This window comes from Cellvibrio sp. UBA7661 (assembly GCA_002483365.1).
Lineage (GTDB): Bacteria > Pseudomonadota > Gammaproteobacteria > Pseudomonadales > Cellvibrionaceae > Cellvibrio.
Genome location: DLHT01000018.1, coordinates 325,752 through 342,584, shown reverse-complemented (window position 1 = coordinate 342,584; position 16,833 = coordinate 325,752). Strand labels below are relative to the sequence as shown.

Sequence of the window (16,833 nt, the reverse complement as noted above, 5' to 3'; positions counted from 1 at the left end):
TTTTCAACATATGTATGGCTGTTGACCGTACTTAATCTGGTAATTACTGCATGTCAAACTACACATTGACTCATCTCAAACAACTTGAAGCTGAGAGCATTCATATCATCCGTGAAGTAGCGGCTGAATTTGATAATCCTGTGATGCTATATTCTATTGGTAAAGACTCAGCTGTCATGATGCATCTCACTATGAAAGCTTTCTACCCTGGTAAGCCGCCGTTTCCGCTTATGCATGTTGACACAACATGGAAATTCCGCGAAATGATTGAGTTTCGTGATCAACGTGTAAAGGAGCTTGGTTGGGATTTGATTGTTCATGTCAACCAAGAGGGAGTGGAGATGGGCGTTGGTCCCTTTACGCATGGTAGCGCCAAGCATACTGATATCATGAAAACCCAAGCACTTAAGCAAGCGTTAAATAAATACGGATTTGATGCAGCTTTTGGTGGTGCTCGTCGTGACGAGGAAAAGTCTCGTGCGAAGGAGCGTGTCTATTCCTTTCGTGATAAAAACCATCGATGGGATCCAAAAAATCAACGACCCGAATTGTGGAATATATACAACGGTCGTGTAGATAAAGGGGAAAGTATTCGCGTTTTCCCTTTATCCAACTGGACTGAATTGGATATTTGGCAATACATTCATTTGGAAAATATCCCCATTGTTCCTTTATATTTTGCCGCCAAGCGTCCTGTAGTAGAACGCGATGGGGTGATGATTATGGTTGATGATGATCGCATGCCTATTGGGCCTGACGATAAAGTCGAAGAAAAAATGGTTCGTTTCCGTACATTGGGTTGTTATCCGCTGACGGGGGCTGTTGAGTCTGAAGCAACCACGCTTCCCGAAATTATTCAGGAAATGTTGTTGACTACTACATCTGAGCGCCAAGGCCGGGTAATTGACCACGACAGTTCCGGTTCAATGGAAAAGAAAAAGCAAGAAGGCTATTTCTAATTTTCTATACGCTTAATTAAATTTTACTGATTGTGAAGAGAACCCTATGAGTCATCAGTCTGAATTGATTGCGCAGGATATTGATGCGTATCTTGCTCAACATGAACAAAAAGAATTGTTGCGTTTTTTAACATGCGGCAGTGTTGATGATGGAAAAAGTACACTGATTGGTCGCTTGTTGCATGACTCTAAAATGATTTACGAAGACCAGTTGGATGCTATACGCTCAGATAGCATTAAGCATGGCACTACTGGAGAAAAAATAGATCTGGCACTTCTGGTTGATGGTCTTCAAGCGGAACGTGAACAAGGTATTACTATTGATGTCGCATATCGTTATTTTTCCACAGCAAAACGTAAATTTATTATTGCAGATACTCCCGGGCATGAGCAGTACACGCGTAACATGGCAACAGGAGCTTCAACCTGCGATCTTGCAATTATTTTGATTGACGCTCGCTATGGTGTTGTTACCCAAACTCGCCGTCATAGTTATATAGCTTCTTTGCTTGGTATCAAGCACATTGTTGTTGCAGTAAACAAAATGGATTTACTTGATTTTGATGAAGCCGTTTTTGAAAAAATCAAACAGGATTATCTTCAATTCTCAGATAAGCTGAAGATGAGTAATGTTATGTTTGTGCCGATTTCGGCCTTAGATGGCGATAACGTTGTAAATCGTTCAGAGCGATCACCTTGGTATAAAGGTCAAACATTGATGGAAATCTTTGAGACCGTACCAATTGCTGAGGATAAAAATTTTTCTGATTTCCGTTTTCCTGTGCAGTACGTTAATCGTCCCAATCTTGATTTTCGCGGTTTTTGTGGGAATGTTGCATCGGGTGTTGTTAAAGTTGGTGATGAAATTCGAGTACTTCCATCAGGAAAAACCAGTCATATAAAATCAATAGTGACATATGAGGGTGAGTTGCAAGAGGCATTTACGGGGCAGGCGATAACATTGACATTGACTACTGAGGTAGATGTCAGTCGAGGCGATATGCTTGTGCTTGCTAGTGATGCTGTACCGCAATCCAACCATTTAAAAGCCCATGTTGTCTGGATGGGAGAAAAGGCTGCGCAAGTTAGTGGTGAATATCTTTTTAAATTTGCCAGTAAATTAGTGGGCGGTTCAATTGATAATATTGATTATCGGATTGATGTAAATACCCAAGTGCATTCTGCTGTCAATCAATTGCAACTAAATGATATCGCGGTTGTTGATTTATTACTTACTCAGCCGGTTGTTGCTGACCAATACGATCATAATCGTGCTACTGGTGCTTTCATTGTGATCGATAGATTAACCAATATTACAGTTGGTGCGGGGATGGTTCTTGAACAATTGGATATTAAAGCCCCAAATCTGTCTAATAGTTATAGTGAATTTGAAATAGAGCTAAATGCACTCATAAGAAAGCATTTCCCTCATTGGAATACGGTAGATCTTAAAATGCTATTGAAGTAAGTAATAAAAAGCCCCGGAAATATCGGGGCTTTTTATTTTGGCACATTTTTTTGTAAGTAATATCGCACATGAAATATGGTAATTCTCTCCTGTTTGATGTGGGTGCTCTCCTTTTAAGATGCTCTGGCACGCACGGATACTTGCGTGTTTATTCAACATCTTTAAGGAGTTATAAATGAAGTACATTTTTGCATTGTTTTCTGTTGTTGTTTTGTCTTTTGGTTCTTCTTTGCTTGCTTTTGCTGCCGAGTCTACTGCAGTAACAGGGCAGTCTAGTAAAGCAGAGTTGGTAATCCCTGATTCAGTGGTGAATATTAATACTGCAGATGTTCAAGAGTTAACCAAGCTTAAGGGAATCGGGGAGAAGAAGGCAGAAGCGATTGTGGCTTGGCGCAAGGCTAATGGCGATTTCAAAACAGTAGAACAATTGCTGGAAGTTAAAGGAATTGGTGAGGCGACGCTGGCAGCAAACAAAGAGAATATTCGTATTTAGCTAGGTGTTGGTGCCTTTAGGTGGCATCAGCGAATGAATTTTACGAGAATATTTGTTTTAATGAGAGCCTGGGTTTTATGACCTAGGCTCTCTTTTTTTGTGAGGTTAATAAATGTCCACATTCGGTCCTCGTATTATTGTTGCTATGGACTTTGATAGTGCAGAGCAATGTCTTTTGATGGCGAAGCGTTTATCTCCTCAATATTGCCGTTTAAAGGTTGGTAAAGAACTCTTTACTGCATGTGGCCCCCAAATCGTTGAGCAATTGATGGAGTTGGGGTTCGAAATTTTTCTTGATTTGAAGTTTCATGATATCCCAAATACGACCAGCAAGGCTGTGAAGGCGGCAGCTAACCTGGGGGTATGGATGGTTAATGTTCATGCTTCTGGCGGTGAACGTATGATGCTTGCGGCTCGAGATATTCTTGAACAGTCGGCGGGTAAGCGCCCCCTGTTAATTGCCGTGACAGTATTAACAAGCATGGAGGCTTCAGATTTGTCAGCTATAGGTATCAATCAAAGCCCCAGGGAACATGTGATGCGGCTAGCCAAATTGACTCATTCGTGCGGCCTTGATGGGATCGTATGTTCTGCGCAGGAAGCGAGCCTAATGCGAGCTGAGTTCGGGAGTGATTTTTGTCTGGTGACGCCAGGTATTCGATTAGATTCTGCCATCACAGATGATCAGCGTCGTACATTAACTCCTGCAGCTGCAATCAGTGCGGGCAGTAGTTATCTTGTCATTGGGCGTCCTATCACTCAGTCCCTGGATCCAGTCGCTACTTGTCAGTTTATTCACCAATCCATTGTTTGATGCTTGAATCTATTAAGGATCATGGTTACAGCTATGAAAAATGTTGCGCCTGTTGTTATTACTATTGATGGTCCGAGCGGTTCAGGTAAGGGAACCTTAAGTCAGATGCTTGCTCGCCATCTTGGGTATCATCTGCTGGATAGTGGTGCGTTGTACCGTCTTGTTGCACTAGCAGCAATTAAAAAAAACATAGACTTGTCGGATGAATTGGCTGTAACTCAGGTTGCAAAAGGATTGGATGTAAAATTTGATGCGAATACCGATAGGTCGGCGCGAATTTTGCTTGAGGGAAGTGATGTCACTGATGCAATACGCACCGAGACAGTTAGCATGGGGGCATCACAAATAGCAGCTTACCCTGATGTGAGGGCTGCCTTGCTTGATCGTCAGCGGGCATTCGCTGCTGCGCCAGGTCTTGTAGCGGATGGGCGCGATATGGGAACTACAGTTTTCCCAAAAGCTCAGACAAAATTATTCTTGACTGCAAGTGCGGAAGCTCGTGCCGAGCGTCGTTGTAAGCAGTTATTGGCCAAAGGAGTATTGGTTGATATTGCGGAGTTAATCGAAGATATTCGGGAGCGCGATCAGCGTGATTCAAGTCGGGCCATTTCTCCGCTAAGGCCTGCTGATTCGGCGGTAATTATTGATAGCACTTTCATGAGTATCGAAGAGGTTTTCTCTAATATGTTGGCCGCGATCAAGTAGGCGTTATTGGGTTGTCAAAAAATCGTAAGGAAAATCAGCTAGGTTCATTAGCGTTGCACATAACAATATAGTAAACACGAGAACATCGGGCTAAACGTTACTATCCACTCAAGATGAGATTACAGTATGACTCTGACTTGCTTTAAAGCCTACGATATTCGTGGAAAATTGGGGGACGAGCTTAATGAAGATATTGCTTACAGAATTGGACGTGCTTATGCGCAATTTCTACGACCGAAAAGTGTAGTTGTTGGTGGGGATGTGCGTTTGACGAGTAAGACGTTAAAGGTTGCGTTAAGCAATGGTTTGCGGGATGAAGGAGTTGATGTCATTGATATTGGCATGACGGGGACGGAGGAAGTTTATTTCGCTACTAGCCATCTAAAAACTGATGGAGGCATAGAAATAACGGCAAGTCATAACCCTATTGATTACAATGGAATGAAGTTGGTGCGTGCAAACTCTAAACCTATTAGTGGTGATACAGGTTTAAATGATATTAAGCGTTTGGCAGAGGAAAATATTTTTTCTCCTGTAGCTTTCTCCTCTCGCGGCAGCATTCATGAGGTCAATATTTTAGACGCGTACGTGCAACACTTACTTTCTTATGTTGATGTATCCCAGTTAAAGCCTTTGAAGTTAGTTGTTAATGCTGGCAATGGTGCTGCAGGTCATGTGATTGATGCGATAGAAAAATACCTGCCATTTGAGTTTATTAAAATCAATCATGAGCCTGATGGTTCGTTTCCGAATGGTATTCCTAATCCGTTGTTGGTTGAAAATCGTGCGGCTACAACAGAGGCAGTTATTGTTCACAAAGCAGACATGGGTATTGCTTGGGATGGTGACTTTGATCGTTGCTTTTTATTTGATGAAACCGGTGCTTTTACGGAAGGGTATTATATTGTAGGTCTCTTGGCTGAAGCATTCTTATTAAAAAACCCGGGGGCTAAAATTATTCATGATCCCAGGTTGACCTGGAATACTTTGGATATCGCACAAAAAAATGGTGGCCATGCGATTCAGTCCAAAACTGGGCATGCCTTTATTAAGGAGCGTATGCGGGAAGAGGATGCGGTCTATGGCGGCGAGATGAGTGCACATCATTATTTTAGAGACTTTTTCTACTGTGATAGCGGAATGATTCCTTGGTTATTAGTATGTGAATTACTTTCCAGGAAGCAAGAGAAATTGTCACGTATGCTTGAGGACAGAATTGCTAAATTTCCATCTCCGGGAGAGATTAATAGTCATGTTGTTGATCCAAAAGCAGCAATTGGTAAAGTTTTCGATCAGTATGTAAATGATGCAAAAGTAATTGATAAAACCGACGGTATTAGTCTTGAGTTTGATGAATGGCGATTTAATTTACGAATGTCCAACACCGAGCCTGTTGTTCGTTTAAATTTGGAGAGCCGTAGCAATCCAGATTTGTTGAACAAAAAAACAACAGAGATTATGACATTGCTCAATAGCTAAAATAAAAACTTTAAAGGTGTGATTATGCAAGTTAAAAAAGCGGTTATTCCAGTTGCAGGGCTTGGAACTCGTATGCTTCCTGCAACTAAAGCTATTCCTAAAGAAATGCTACCTGTTGTTGATAAGCCTTTAATTCAGTATGTAATTGAAGAGGCTGCAGCTGCGGGGATTAAAGAAATTGTTTTGGTGACACATGCTAGTAAAAACGCAATAGAAAATCATTTTGATACAAGTTTTGAATTAGAGGCGCAACTCGAGTCCCGATTAAAGCGCTCATTGCTTGCGGAAGTCCGTTCTATCACCCCGCCAGGGTTGACTGTTATTTCTGTGCGTCAAGCGGAGGCAAAAGGGTTAGGGCATGCAATTCTTTGTGCGAAATCTGTTGTTGGAGATGAGCCATTTGCCGTATTGCTTCCTGATGTGATTGTAGACAACGCAGAATGCAATCTACGACAGGAGAATCTTGCAGGAATGACAAGGCGCTTCGAGGAAACCGGGAATAGTCAAATTTTAGTTGAGCGTGTTCCACCTGAACAAGTTGATAAATATGGTGTTGTGGATTGCGCTGGCGCAGAAATTCCGGCTGGAAAAACAGCCAAAATTAATGCAATGGTGGAAAAGCCGCCTGTAGACGAGGCTCCATCGAATATGGCTATTGTTGGTCGTTATGTTTTATCAAAAACGGTGTGGGAGTTGTTGGCTAAAACTATGCCGGGTGCGGGGGGGGAGATACAGTTAACGGATGCGCTTGATGCATTATTGGCTCAAGAAGTTGTTGAGGCATATCAACTGGTTGGTCGTAGTCATGATTGCGGAACAAAACTTGGATATTTGATGGCGAATGTTATTTATGGTGAGCGGCATCCTGAGATAGGCAAAGCTTTCAAAGCATTTATGGATGCGCGCTAATCCAATAAATTCCGATCTTCTGTGTTAAACGTAGAAAAGTTTTATGTGCTCGTCTGATTCACTGGTTTCGGAATTGACACTTTCATAAGGAGTATTAATTGATTATTCCCGTAATATTGGCTGGTGGTTCTGGGACTCGTCTTTGGCCTTTGTCCCGCAAACATTATCCCAAGCAATTATTAAAACTGTTTGGTGATAAGACAATGTTGCAGCAGACGCTATTGCGTCTTCATGGTGTTCCGAATCTAGCTCCTCCAATTGTCGTATGTAATGAAGAGCATAGATTTATGGTTGCCGAACAATTGCATGAAATTGGGCAAAAAAAGTCATCTATTATTCTGGAGCCTATTGCTCGCAATACAGCTCCAGCACTTGCTCTTGCTGCAATTCATGCGCGGACAATTGACGATAATCCCATTTTATTGGTGTTGTCCGCCGACCATATGATTAAAGATGTTGATGTTTTTCAAGCTGCATTATCAAAAGCGATAAAGGCTGCAAATATCGGACATCTTGCCACCTTTGGTGTGATGCCAACCAGGCCTGAGACAGGTTATGGGTATATAAAAACAGATAGCGCATCAAACGCAACCGACTTTTTTCCTGTGTCTAAATTTGTTGAAAAGCCGGACTTGGCAACAGCAGAAACATACCTTTCTGAGGGCTGTTATTATTGGAACAGCGGTATGTTTGTATTTCAAACAAATGTGTTTTTGCAAGAGTTGCAAACTCAAAGCCCTGATGTAGTAGTTGCTGCTGAACAAGCTAAAGTTTGGGCTGTTCAAGATTTGGATTTTATTCGTGTTGATAAAGAATCGTTTGCGCATGCACCAAATATTTCCATTGATTATGCCTTGATGGAAAAAAGTAAAAATGTAGTTTGTGTTCCTCTGGATGCCGGCTGGAGTGATGTAGGTGATTGGAAGTCTTTTTGGGATCTTTCAGATAAAGATGAAGCAGGTAATAGTTTAATCGGCGATAGTATAGATATAGGTTCGACAAATACCCTTGTATTTTCTCAAGATAAACTAGTGGCCACATTAGGTGTTAATAATTTGATGATTATTAATACACCCGATGCTGTATTGGTCGCTGATAAATCACAAGCCCAACAAGTTAAATCTATCATCACTCAGATAGAAAAACAAAATCGCTCTGAGCATTTACAGCACCGAGAAATTTATCGGCCTTGGGGTTGTTATGATGCCATTGATTCTGGTGATCGATATCAAGTGAATAGAATTCGTGTGAAGCCCGGAGGTAGCTTGTCATTGCAGATCCATCATCATCGCGCGGAACACTGGATTGTGGTAAAAGGAACTGCTTTGGTTCAAAAGGGTGATGAAACGATTTTGCTTTCAGAAAATGAGTCTACTTATATCCCTGTTGGTACAAGGCATCGGTTAACTAACCCGGGGAAAATACCATTAGAAATTATCGAGGTTCAATCAGGGCCGTATCTTCTGGAGGATGATGTTATTCGCTTTGAAGACAGTTATGGGCGCTCTTAAATATTTAAAAAACTAGGGAGTTTCTAATGAAAGTTACTGTATTTGGAACTGGCTATGTTGGTTTGGTAACTGGTGCTTGTCTTGCTGATGTTGGTCACGATGTTTTATGCGTGGATATTGACCAAAAAAAAGTGGATAACCTTAATGCCGGTATAATTCCAATTTATGAGCCTGGTTTAGAGTCTATCGTTAAGCAGGCTGTGCAACACGGCTTGCTGAATTTCACAACCAATATGGACATGGCAGTACAACATGGAGAGCTTCAATTTATCGCTGTTGGTACGCCTTCGGGCGAGGATGGTTCTGCTGATCTTCAGTATGTAGTTGCAGTTGCAGAAACAATTGGCAAAAGAATAACCGATTATCGTGTGGTCGTTAATAAATCAACTGTGCCAATTGGAACCGCTGAAATAGTACGTGATGCTATTGACAAAGAACTCAAAATTCGTGGGTTGAATATCCCGTTTGATGTGGTTTCCAACCCTGAGTTTTTAAAAGAAGGTGCAGCTGTTAATGATTTTATGAAGCCCGACCGAATTGTGGTGGGTACTGATAGTGAGAGAGCTGAGTTACTTCTGCGCGAACTCTATGCGCCCTTTAATCGTAGTCATGACCGAATGATTTTTATGGACGTTCGTTCAGCCGAATTAACCAAGTACGCAGCGAACGCTATGCTTGCTACCAAGATCAGCTTTATTAATGAGATGGCGAATTTAGCTGAATTGCTGGGGGCTGATATTGAAAAAGTCAGAAATGGTATAGGTGCTGATCCGCGTATTGGTTATCACTTTATTTACCCTGGCTGTGGTTACGGAGGTTCGTGCTTCCCCAAGGATGTAAAAGCATTGATCAATATTGCGAAGAATGTTGAATATACAGCGGGACTGATGGAGGCTGTGGATCGTGTAAATCAGGCACAGAAGCAAAAACTATATAGTTATATCGAGCGGCACTTTGGTGGCGATTTGAAAGGGAAGGTTTTTGCCCTGTGGGGATTGGCATTTAAACCTAACACGGATGACATGCGTGAGGCACCTAGCAGGATCTTAATGGAGGCCTTGTGGGCGGCCGGCGCAAAAGTTCAGGCTTATGATCCTGTTGCGATGGATGAAACTCAGCATATCTATGGCCTAAGGGATGATCTGAAACTTGTTGGCACTAAAGAGGCTGCTTTGGAAAGGGCTGATGGCTTGGTTATCTGTACTGAATGGAAAAACTTTCGAGCACCTAATTTCGATGTTGTTAGATCTGCGCTGCGTAATCCGGTTATTTTTGATGGCCGAAATTTGTATGAACCTGATCGCATGACTAATTTAGGTTTCCAGTACTATGCCGTAGGGCGCGGCATGAGTGTTGTGGGTTATTGATTTCAAAAGGGCACCAACAATGTTGGTGCATGCTCTGTTTCTGTGCTGTGACCAGCGTTATTTATATTATATTTGCATATTTCCTAAGCTATTGAAAAATAAAGAGCATTCTGCTACCCTCCTGCGCCTGCTGATTCTTGGTGCTTGGATTCACTGCCTTGATTTGTTAGCAGCGGCGATGGTTGTAAAGCCCAGCCTGAGGGAACCTCGCCTTATATTAACTGACCCGTACGACTGGCCGTGCGGTATAAGCCGATCATTTCGATGATTTGGCTCTTTTATAGGTATCACCATGAGTATGACTGAAAGTTTTGCTGAGTTGTTTGAAGAAAGCCTGAAAACCGTTGATATGGTTCCAGGTACCATCGTTACTGGTGTAGTTATCGATATCGATAAAGATTGGGTGACTGTACACGCTGGTTTGAAATCTGAAGGTGTTATCCCTGCAGAACAATTCCGTAACGAACTGGGTGAGTTGAATCTCCAGATCGGCGACGAAGTCCAAGTAGCCTTGGAAAGCGTGGAAGATGGTTTCGGTGAGACCAAGCTGTCCCGCGAGAAAGCCAAGCGTGCTGAAGCTTGGAAAATCCTTGAAGCAGCTCATGTTGCTGAAGAAGTTATTAAGGGCGTTATCAATGGCAAGGTTAAGGGCGGGTTCACCGTTGACGTTGCTGGCATCCGTGCCTTCCTTCCGGGCTCTCTGGTTGATGTTCGCCCAGTGCGCGAAACTACTCACCTCGAAGGCAAAGAGCTGGAATTCAAAGTTATCAAGCTGGACCAAAAGCGTAACAACGTCGTTGTTTCCCGTCGTGCAGTGCTAGAACAAGCTAACTCTGTTGAGCGCGATGAGCTGTTGGCCACTTTGCAAGAAGGTCAAGCTGTTAAAGGTATCGTTAAAAACCTTACCGACTACGGTGCTTTCGTTGATCTGGGCGGTGTAGATGGTCTGTTGCACATTACTGATATGGCGTGGAAGCGTATAAAGCATCCAGGTGAGATCGTAAACGTTGGTGATGAAATTGACGTTAAAGTTCTGAAGTTTGATCGTGAGCGTAACCGTGTATCTTTGGGCTTGAAACAATTGGGCGAAGACCCATGGTTAGCTATCACCAAGCGTTACCCAGAAGGTGCTCGTGTTAAAGCTAAAGTTACCAACCTGACCGATTACGGTTGCTTTGCTGAGTTGGAAGAGGGTGTTGAAGGTTTGATTCACGTTTCAGAAATGGATTGGACCAACAAGAACATTCATCCATCCAAAGTGGTTCAGTTGGGCGATGAAATCGAAGTTATGGTTCTGGATATCGACGAAGAGCGTCGTCGTATCTCCCTCGGCCTGAAGCAATGTCAGGAAAATCCATGGGATGCGTTTGCACGTACTTGCGCGAAAGGCGACAAGATTAGTGGCAAGATCAAATCAATCACTGACTTTGGTATCTTCATTGGCCTTGATGGTGGCATTGATGGTCTGGTTCACCTTTCTGACATCTCCTGGCACGAAGCTGGTGAAGAAGCTGTTCGAAAGTACAAGAAAGGTGATGAGCTGGAAACTGTGGTGTTGGCTATTGATCCAGAGCGTGAACGCATTTCTCTGGGCATTAAGCAGCTCGAAACTGATCCATTCTCGGAATATGTTTCTGTGAATGATAAGGGAGCCGTAGTTAAAGGTATTGTTAAAGAAGTTGAGGCTAAAGCAGCAGTAATCACATTGGCTGATGACGTTGAAGCAGTACTTAAAGCTTCGGAGCTGAGTCGTGAGAAGGTTGAAGATGCTCGCAACTTACTAAAAGTGGGGGACGAGGTTGAAGCGAAAATTATTGCGGTAGATCGCAAAAATCGTAGTATTAGCCTGTCTGTTAAGTCTAAAGACGTAGAAGATGAGAAGGCTGCAATTAAAGAGCTTTCGGCAAAACAGTCTGATCAGGCGTCGCCTACAACATTGGGTGATTTGATTAAGGCTCAAATGCAAAGTAAAGAATAAGTTTATTTTGCAGGTGCTGTGGCTGGAGATAATCAGCCACAGCCCCCACTGATTATAATAAATGGTGTGTTTCTAGTCCTTTGCATGAGCGTTTGTAATAGTTGTTTGCTTGGTTTTGCTTGAACGTTTTTAAATATTTTAAATAACAGAGAGCAGGTTATGACAAAGTCAGAATTGATTGAATATATTACCGAAAAACAAAATCAGTTGACGGTCAAGGATGTCGAAATGTCAGTCAAGTTATTGCTCGATTATATGTCTGATATTCTTGCTTCTGGAGAGCGGATTGAGATTCGTGGTTTTGGGAGCTTCTCCTTGCACTATCGTGCTCCACGAACAGGTAGAAATCCAAAAACAGGTGACGCTGTTGTACTTGAAGGAAAGTACGTTCCTCACTTCAAGCCAGGTAAAGAAATGCGTGATCGTGTTAATGAAAGTATTGCGAAGCTTTAATTTAATATTTATTTATTCAAGAATAGATAAATAACAGAAACAAAAATATTCCCCTCAGTTCTCAGCCCAGCCCCTCCCATACATTTTTCGTTTTGTGTGCTTCTCCGAGTTACTGTTTATGTTTAGAAGACTATTTGAAGCTTCGCGCCCTGCAAAACGAATGATCTCTCTTGCGTATGATGCTTTAGCGATAACAATTGGTATCTATCTATCTATATGTCTGCGCTTAGGGACATTTGATATTGTTGTTACTCGCAAAGAACTGGCTGCGTTAGCTATTACTATATTCGCAAGTTTGTTTATTTTTATTCGCTTGGGAATGTATCGGGCAATTCTCAGATACATGACCCAGCCAGCAATTATCACTATTGTTATTTGTGTGTTTTTGTCTGGTGCGGTATTGGCAATATCGGGTTTTATGACGTATTCAAAAATTCCTCGGTCTGTCCCTTTTATTTATATTGCTTTGATGATTTTTTTGATTGGTGGGCCAAGATTGTTGGTCAGACAGATTATTTTGATGCTAGGTGCCTTGCCTTCAAAAGAAGCTATTCCTGTCATTGTTTACGGTGCTGGAAGAACTGGCCATCAATTGCTGCAGGCATTGCAGGATACAGGTTATCGTGTTGTAGCATTTGTTGATGACAATAAATTTCTGCATGGTACTTTGCTAGCAAACATTAAAATTTACTCACCAAAATCTATTCCGAAATTAATGTCATCTACTGGAGCCAATAAGTTGTTGTTGGCTCTGGGGCGAGCTTCACATAGCTTAAGGCTTGATATCATAAAAAAACTTGAACGATACCATATCAATGTTCAAACAATACCTGAGTTTTCCGATATTGTTTCCGGAAAGGCTCGCATCGAAAACCTTCGCGACATAGATATTGATGATCTACTTGGGCGTGATAGTGTGCAGCCAATGTCTCATTTAATGGATGGTTCGGTCTTTGATAAGGTTGTGTTAGTGACTGGGGCTGGCGGCTCAATAGGGGGAGAGCTTTGTCGCCAACTTATTGAGCTAAAGCCGAAAAAACTGATTCTTTTTGATCATAACGAATTTAGCCTGTACAGCATTGAGCGTGAGCTTGCTGCAAAAAATATTGATCAGGTCGAGCTTTTGGCTGTTCTTGGTTCGGTGCAAAATGCCTGTCTATTAGCTTCTTTAATGAATAGTCATGTTGTCCAAACGGTATACCACGCCGCTGCTTATAAACATGTCCCACTTGTTGAAAATAATTGTGTCGAGGGAATGAAGAATAATGTTTTCGGCACATTGTATTGTGCAGAGGCGGCGATAAAAACTGGTGTGGAATTGTTGGTACTTATATCCACAGATAAGGCGGTTCGCCCCACAAATATCATGGGTGCATCAAAGCGCTTAGCTGAGTTGATTTTACAAAGTCTGGCCGAAAAGCAAATGAGCACGCGCTTTGTCATGGTTAGGTTTGGTAATGTGCTCGGCTCGTCCGGTTCTGTAGTTCCCGTTTTTCGTCAACAGATTAAGGATGGAGGTCCTGTCACGGTTACTCATCCAGATATCATTCGCTATTTTATGACTATCCGAGAAGCGGCTCAGCTGGTGATTCAGGCGGGAACAATGGGGAAGGGCGGAGATGTTTTTGTTCTGGATATGGGAGAGCCTGTCAAAATAGTCGATCTTGCCCGGCGGATGATTCATCTTTCTGGCTTAAGTGTTCGCGATGAAAATAATCGTAATGGAGATATTAACATTAGTTATACAGGCTTACGGCCAGGAGAGAAATTATTTGAAGAACTGCTCATAGGAGATAATGTTTCACCTACAGAGCACAGCAGAGTTTTCCGTGCAATGGAGCAGTATATTTCATGGCGAGAAATGGAGTCTTTTTTAGCTGAGCTGTCGGCTGCTTGTGAAAAAAACGACATTATTTGGATAAAGTCTTTATTGCTTAAGGTGCCAGTTGGTTATTTAGTCGATTCATTGGAGCCATGTCCTATAAAATCTTTGAGCGCGGTGTAATCAGTCAGGGCGGCCTGCATTATATTTTTTTGCGATAAAAATCAGTGGTGTGTATGCAACCAAAATACCTATCATTGGATGAACAAAATTTACACTGGTTGCTGCGGCTAATGGAAATAACCATAACATGTTTATTGAGACAACAATTAACGTAATGCGTGTGTGTGATTTATAAATACGTGAGCACTTTTGATATGTATGTGATCTGTGTGCCTCTGAAAAGGCTTGTTTTGTGAGAATGCGATAAAATAAGGTGTAACTAGCATCCACAATAAAGGCTCCAAGCATAATCAACCATGCAATAGTTAAGTTATAGTTTTCATTTGCGGGTGCGATAGAAAGAAGGCCAAAAGTTAAACCTAAAAATAAACTTCCAGAGTCTCCCATAAATAATTTTGCAGTTGGGAAATTCCAAAATAAAAAACCACATGTGCATGCAATTATAATTAATAGTGTATATGTGATGTTCTCATCTGCACTGTGCATTGAATAAATCACAATCATACCAGCGCATACACTTATTGCTTCCAGCGCTGCCAAACCATTAATTCCATCCATAAAGTTGTACAAGTTCGTCATCCAGGTGGCGAATAAAATCATCACTACAACCAATGTGCATTCTTGAATCACAGAATATTTCCATGAATCTTCTGTGATAAGAAAAAACACTGCGAACGTAGCTGTCAGCAATTGCGCAATCAAGCGTAACCTAACGCTCAGATTAAAAAAGTCATCACAAATACCAAGGAGTGAAATTAAGCTGATTGGGATGATTAGCCAAAGAAAAATGCGTTCATCTAAATATCCTAAAGCAACGGCGCTCACAGCTGTTATGAGTGTACTGACTAGTATGGCTATGCCGCCGCCTCTAGGCGTAGGAATCTCATGCGAGCTACGCATATTGGGCGCATCTAATAAGCGCCCGCCCAAAAAATGAATAACTGTGCGGGAGAGCACCAAAGATAAGCAAAAAGGAAAAAGAAAAAGAATTAGCCATTCGGTCAAGTGGGGGCTCCATCAAATATCGGGTATAAAGTTAATAGTATCGGCAATTGCATTCAGTTATTGCTGCTTTTTAGTGCCACATATGAACATTTCGCTATTTATTGGTGCGTTGTGGTTTGGTCGATATTTTTAGGTTTTCGATATCCGCATGAAATACATAGAAAAATATTTTATGGCGTGATACTTGCTGTCTCTGCGCGCCTTTTATGTTTTTATTGCTGCCTGCCTTTTTTTGCACCAAAAGTGATCTGCTTTGATGCCGCGATATTTATGTTTGGTCAGCTAATCAACAACTGTTGATTCACAATGAGGCAAGAAGATAAATAGAACTAACCGCTATCTAATCTAAGAATCATCATGGGGTACCTATGAAGACGATGAATTTTCCCACTCAAATGTTATTCGGCGCAATACTGTCGATCTCGGCCCAGAGTGTTTTTGCCCAAGAAGCCTCACTTAATGGTGCTAATACCGCTTGGATATTAACTTCTACGGCTCTTGTATTATTCATGACTCTGCCAGGTTTGGCGCTTTTTTATGGTGGTTTGGTTCGTGTAAAGAATATTCTTTCTGTGTTGATGCAGTGCTTCGCAATTGCTTGTTTGGTTTCGTTGCTTTGGCTCATCGCTGGATATAGTTTGGCCTTTGGCGCAGGTAATGCATGGATCGGTGACTTCAGTATGGTCTTTATGGCAAGTATCTCTGAAGACGCTCTTGCAGGGGATATTCCTTTAAGTCTGCACGCTATGTATCAAATGACGTTTGCCATTATTACCCCCGCATTGATTATTGGGGCTTTTGCGGAACGCATGAAATTTTCATCCATGCTGATTTTTTCGGCGCTCTGGTTGTTTGCTGTTTATATCCCTGTGTGTCATTGGGTCTGGGCTGGATCTGGCTGGTTGTTTGCAAAAGGCTTGCTCGATTTTGCTGGTGGTACTGTGGTGCATATTACGGCGGGTGTGGCTGCGTTGGTTGCAGCGATTGTGCTTGGCAAACGTAGTGGGTTCCCGACAACAGCAATGCCACCACATAATATGACTATGACGGTAACTGGTGCCGGTATGCTCTGGGTGGGTTGGTTTGGATTCAATGCGGGTAGCGCGTTGGCTGCTAACGGTAATGCAGCTATGGCTATGCTTGTGACACATATTTCTGCTGCTGCTGGAGCTTTGGCGTGGATGACTATTGAATGGATGCGTTTTAGGAAGCCAAGCGTTTTGGGTATTGTTACGGGTATGGTTGCAGGCTTAGGGACAATTACTCCCGCTTCTGGTTATGTTGGTCCGGGTGGTGCGTTAATAATTGGTTTGGCCGCCGGCATTATTTGTTTTGTGATGACCCAGTTGGTTAAACGTGCATGGAAAATTGATGACTCGTTGGATGTGTTTCCTGTGCACGGAATAGGAGGGGTTTTGGGGACTATCCTTGCTGGTGTGTTTGCATCAACAGAGCTTGGTGTATTCAGCGGACAAGGTTTTGCAACTGGTATAAACTCAATGGGCGAACAGCTTGGTGTGCAGTTTCTGGGGGTAGCGGTAACTTTTGTTTATACTGCAGTGGTGACATACATTTTGCTCAAATTAACTGGTGTACTTACATCTGGATTGCGTGTAACTAAAGAGGAAGAAACTATAGGTCTTGATCTTAGTTTGCACGAAGAGGATGGTTATAAGCTGTAAGCGAA

Annotated in this window: 14 protein-coding genes; 13 read left to right on the top strand and 1 reads right to left on the bottom strand. The window is 42.3% G+C overall.

Annotated elements, in window-relative coordinates; genetic code table 11:
- Positions 1–50 precede the first annotated feature (50 nt).
- The 12 genes from cysD (at position 51) to B2739_RS16635 (ending at position 14,141) form a co-directional block, all read left to right on the top strand.
- Positions 51–959, top strand: a complete 909-nt coding sequence (gene cysD / locus B2739_RS16690) for a sulfate adenylyltransferase subunit CysD (protein WP_331346973.1) — start codon at positions 51–53, stop codon at positions 957–959.
- Between the two features lie 46 nt (positions 960–1,005).
- Positions 1,006–2,427: a sulfate adenylyltransferase subunit CysN gene (cysN, locus tag B2739_RS16685; RefSeq protein ID WP_331346972.1), complete on the top strand. Its 1,422-nt coding sequence runs from the start codon at positions 1,006–1,008 to the stop codon at positions 2,425–2,427.
- A 175-nt stretch (positions 2,428–2,602) separates the two neighbouring features.
- A complete protein-coding gene (locus B2739_RS16680; protein ID WP_331346971.1) occupies positions 2,603–2,920 on the top strand; it encodes a ComEA family DNA-binding protein in 318 nt (105 codons plus the stop codon).
- A 112-nt stretch (positions 2,921–3,032) separates the two neighbouring features.
- On the top strand, positions 3,033–3,734 hold the full coding sequence (gene pyrF / locus B2739_RS16675) for an orotidine-5'-phosphate decarboxylase (RefSeq protein ID WP_331346970.1): 702 nt from the start codon (positions 3,033–3,035) through the stop codon (positions 3,732–3,734).
- Between the two features lie 33 nt (positions 3,735–3,767).
- Positions 3,768–4,439 carry a (d)CMP kinase gene (gene cmk / locus B2739_RS16670; protein WP_331346969.1) on the top strand — a complete coding sequence of 224 codons (672 nt, stop codon included), beginning with the start codon at positions 3,768–3,770 and terminating at the stop codon, positions 4,437–4,439.
- A 126-nt stretch (positions 4,440–4,565) separates the two neighbouring features.
- A complete protein-coding gene (locus tag B2739_RS16665; RefSeq protein WP_331346968.1) occupies positions 4,566–5,918 on the top strand; it encodes a phosphomannomutase CpsG in 1,353 nt (450 codons plus the stop codon).
- Between the two features lie 24 nt (positions 5,919–5,942).
- Positions 5,943–6,827, top strand: coding sequence for a UTP--glucose-1-phosphate uridylyltransferase GalU (galU, locus tag B2739_RS16660; RefSeq protein ID WP_331346967.1), 885 nt, complete (start codon positions 5,943–5,945; stop codon positions 6,825–6,827).
- 98 nt (positions 6,828–6,925) lie between these two features.
- Positions 6,926–8,338 carry a mannose-1-phosphate guanylyltransferase/mannose-6-phosphate isomerase gene (locus tag B2739_RS16655; RefSeq protein WP_331346966.1) on the top strand — a complete coding sequence of 471 codons (1,413 nt, stop codon included), beginning with the start codon at positions 6,926–6,928 and terminating at the stop codon, positions 8,336–8,338.
- 26 nt (positions 8,339–8,364) lie between these two features.
- On the top strand, positions 8,365–9,705 hold the full coding sequence (locus B2739_RS16650) for a UDP-glucose/GDP-mannose dehydrogenase family protein (protein WP_331346965.1): 1,341 nt from the start codon (positions 8,365–8,367) through the stop codon (positions 9,703–9,705).
- A gap of 298 nt (positions 9,706–10,003) precedes the next feature.
- A complete protein-coding gene (gene rpsA / locus B2739_RS16645; protein WP_049632213.1) occupies positions 10,004–11,683 on the top strand; it encodes a 30S ribosomal protein S1 in 1,680 nt (559 codons plus the stop codon).
- Positions 11,684–11,842: 159 nt separating this feature from the next.
- The gene (gene ihfB, locus B2739_RS16640; protein ID WP_331346964.1) at positions 11,843–12,136 is read left to right on the top strand and encodes an integration host factor subunit beta; all 294 of its coding nucleotides are present in this window, start codon (positions 11,843–11,845) and stop codon (positions 12,134–12,136) included.
- 118 nt (positions 12,137–12,254) lie between these two features.
- On the top strand, positions 12,255–14,141 hold the full coding sequence (locus tag B2739_RS16635; protein WP_331346963.1) for a nucleoside-diphosphate sugar epimerase/dehydratase: 1,887 nt from the start codon (positions 12,255–12,257) through the stop codon (positions 14,139–14,141).
- Here B2739_RS16635 and B2739_RS16630 read toward each other — a convergent pair whose 3' ends face one another.
- Complete coding sequence (locus B2739_RS16630; protein WP_331346962.1) at positions 14,142–15,146, bottom strand: glycosyltransferase family 4 protein; 1,005 nt, start codon at positions 15,144–15,146, stop codon at positions 14,142–14,144. It lies immediately after the preceding gene.
- A 395-nt stretch (positions 15,147–15,541) separates the two neighbouring features.
- On the opposite strand from B2739_RS16630, the gene B2739_RS16625 reads away from it, so the two are divergent.
- A complete protein-coding gene (locus B2739_RS16625) occupies positions 15,542–16,828 on the top strand; it encodes an ammonium transporter (protein ID WP_331347113.1) in 1,287 nt (428 codons plus the stop codon).
- The last annotated feature ends 5 nt before the right edge of the window (positions 16,829–16,833 follow it).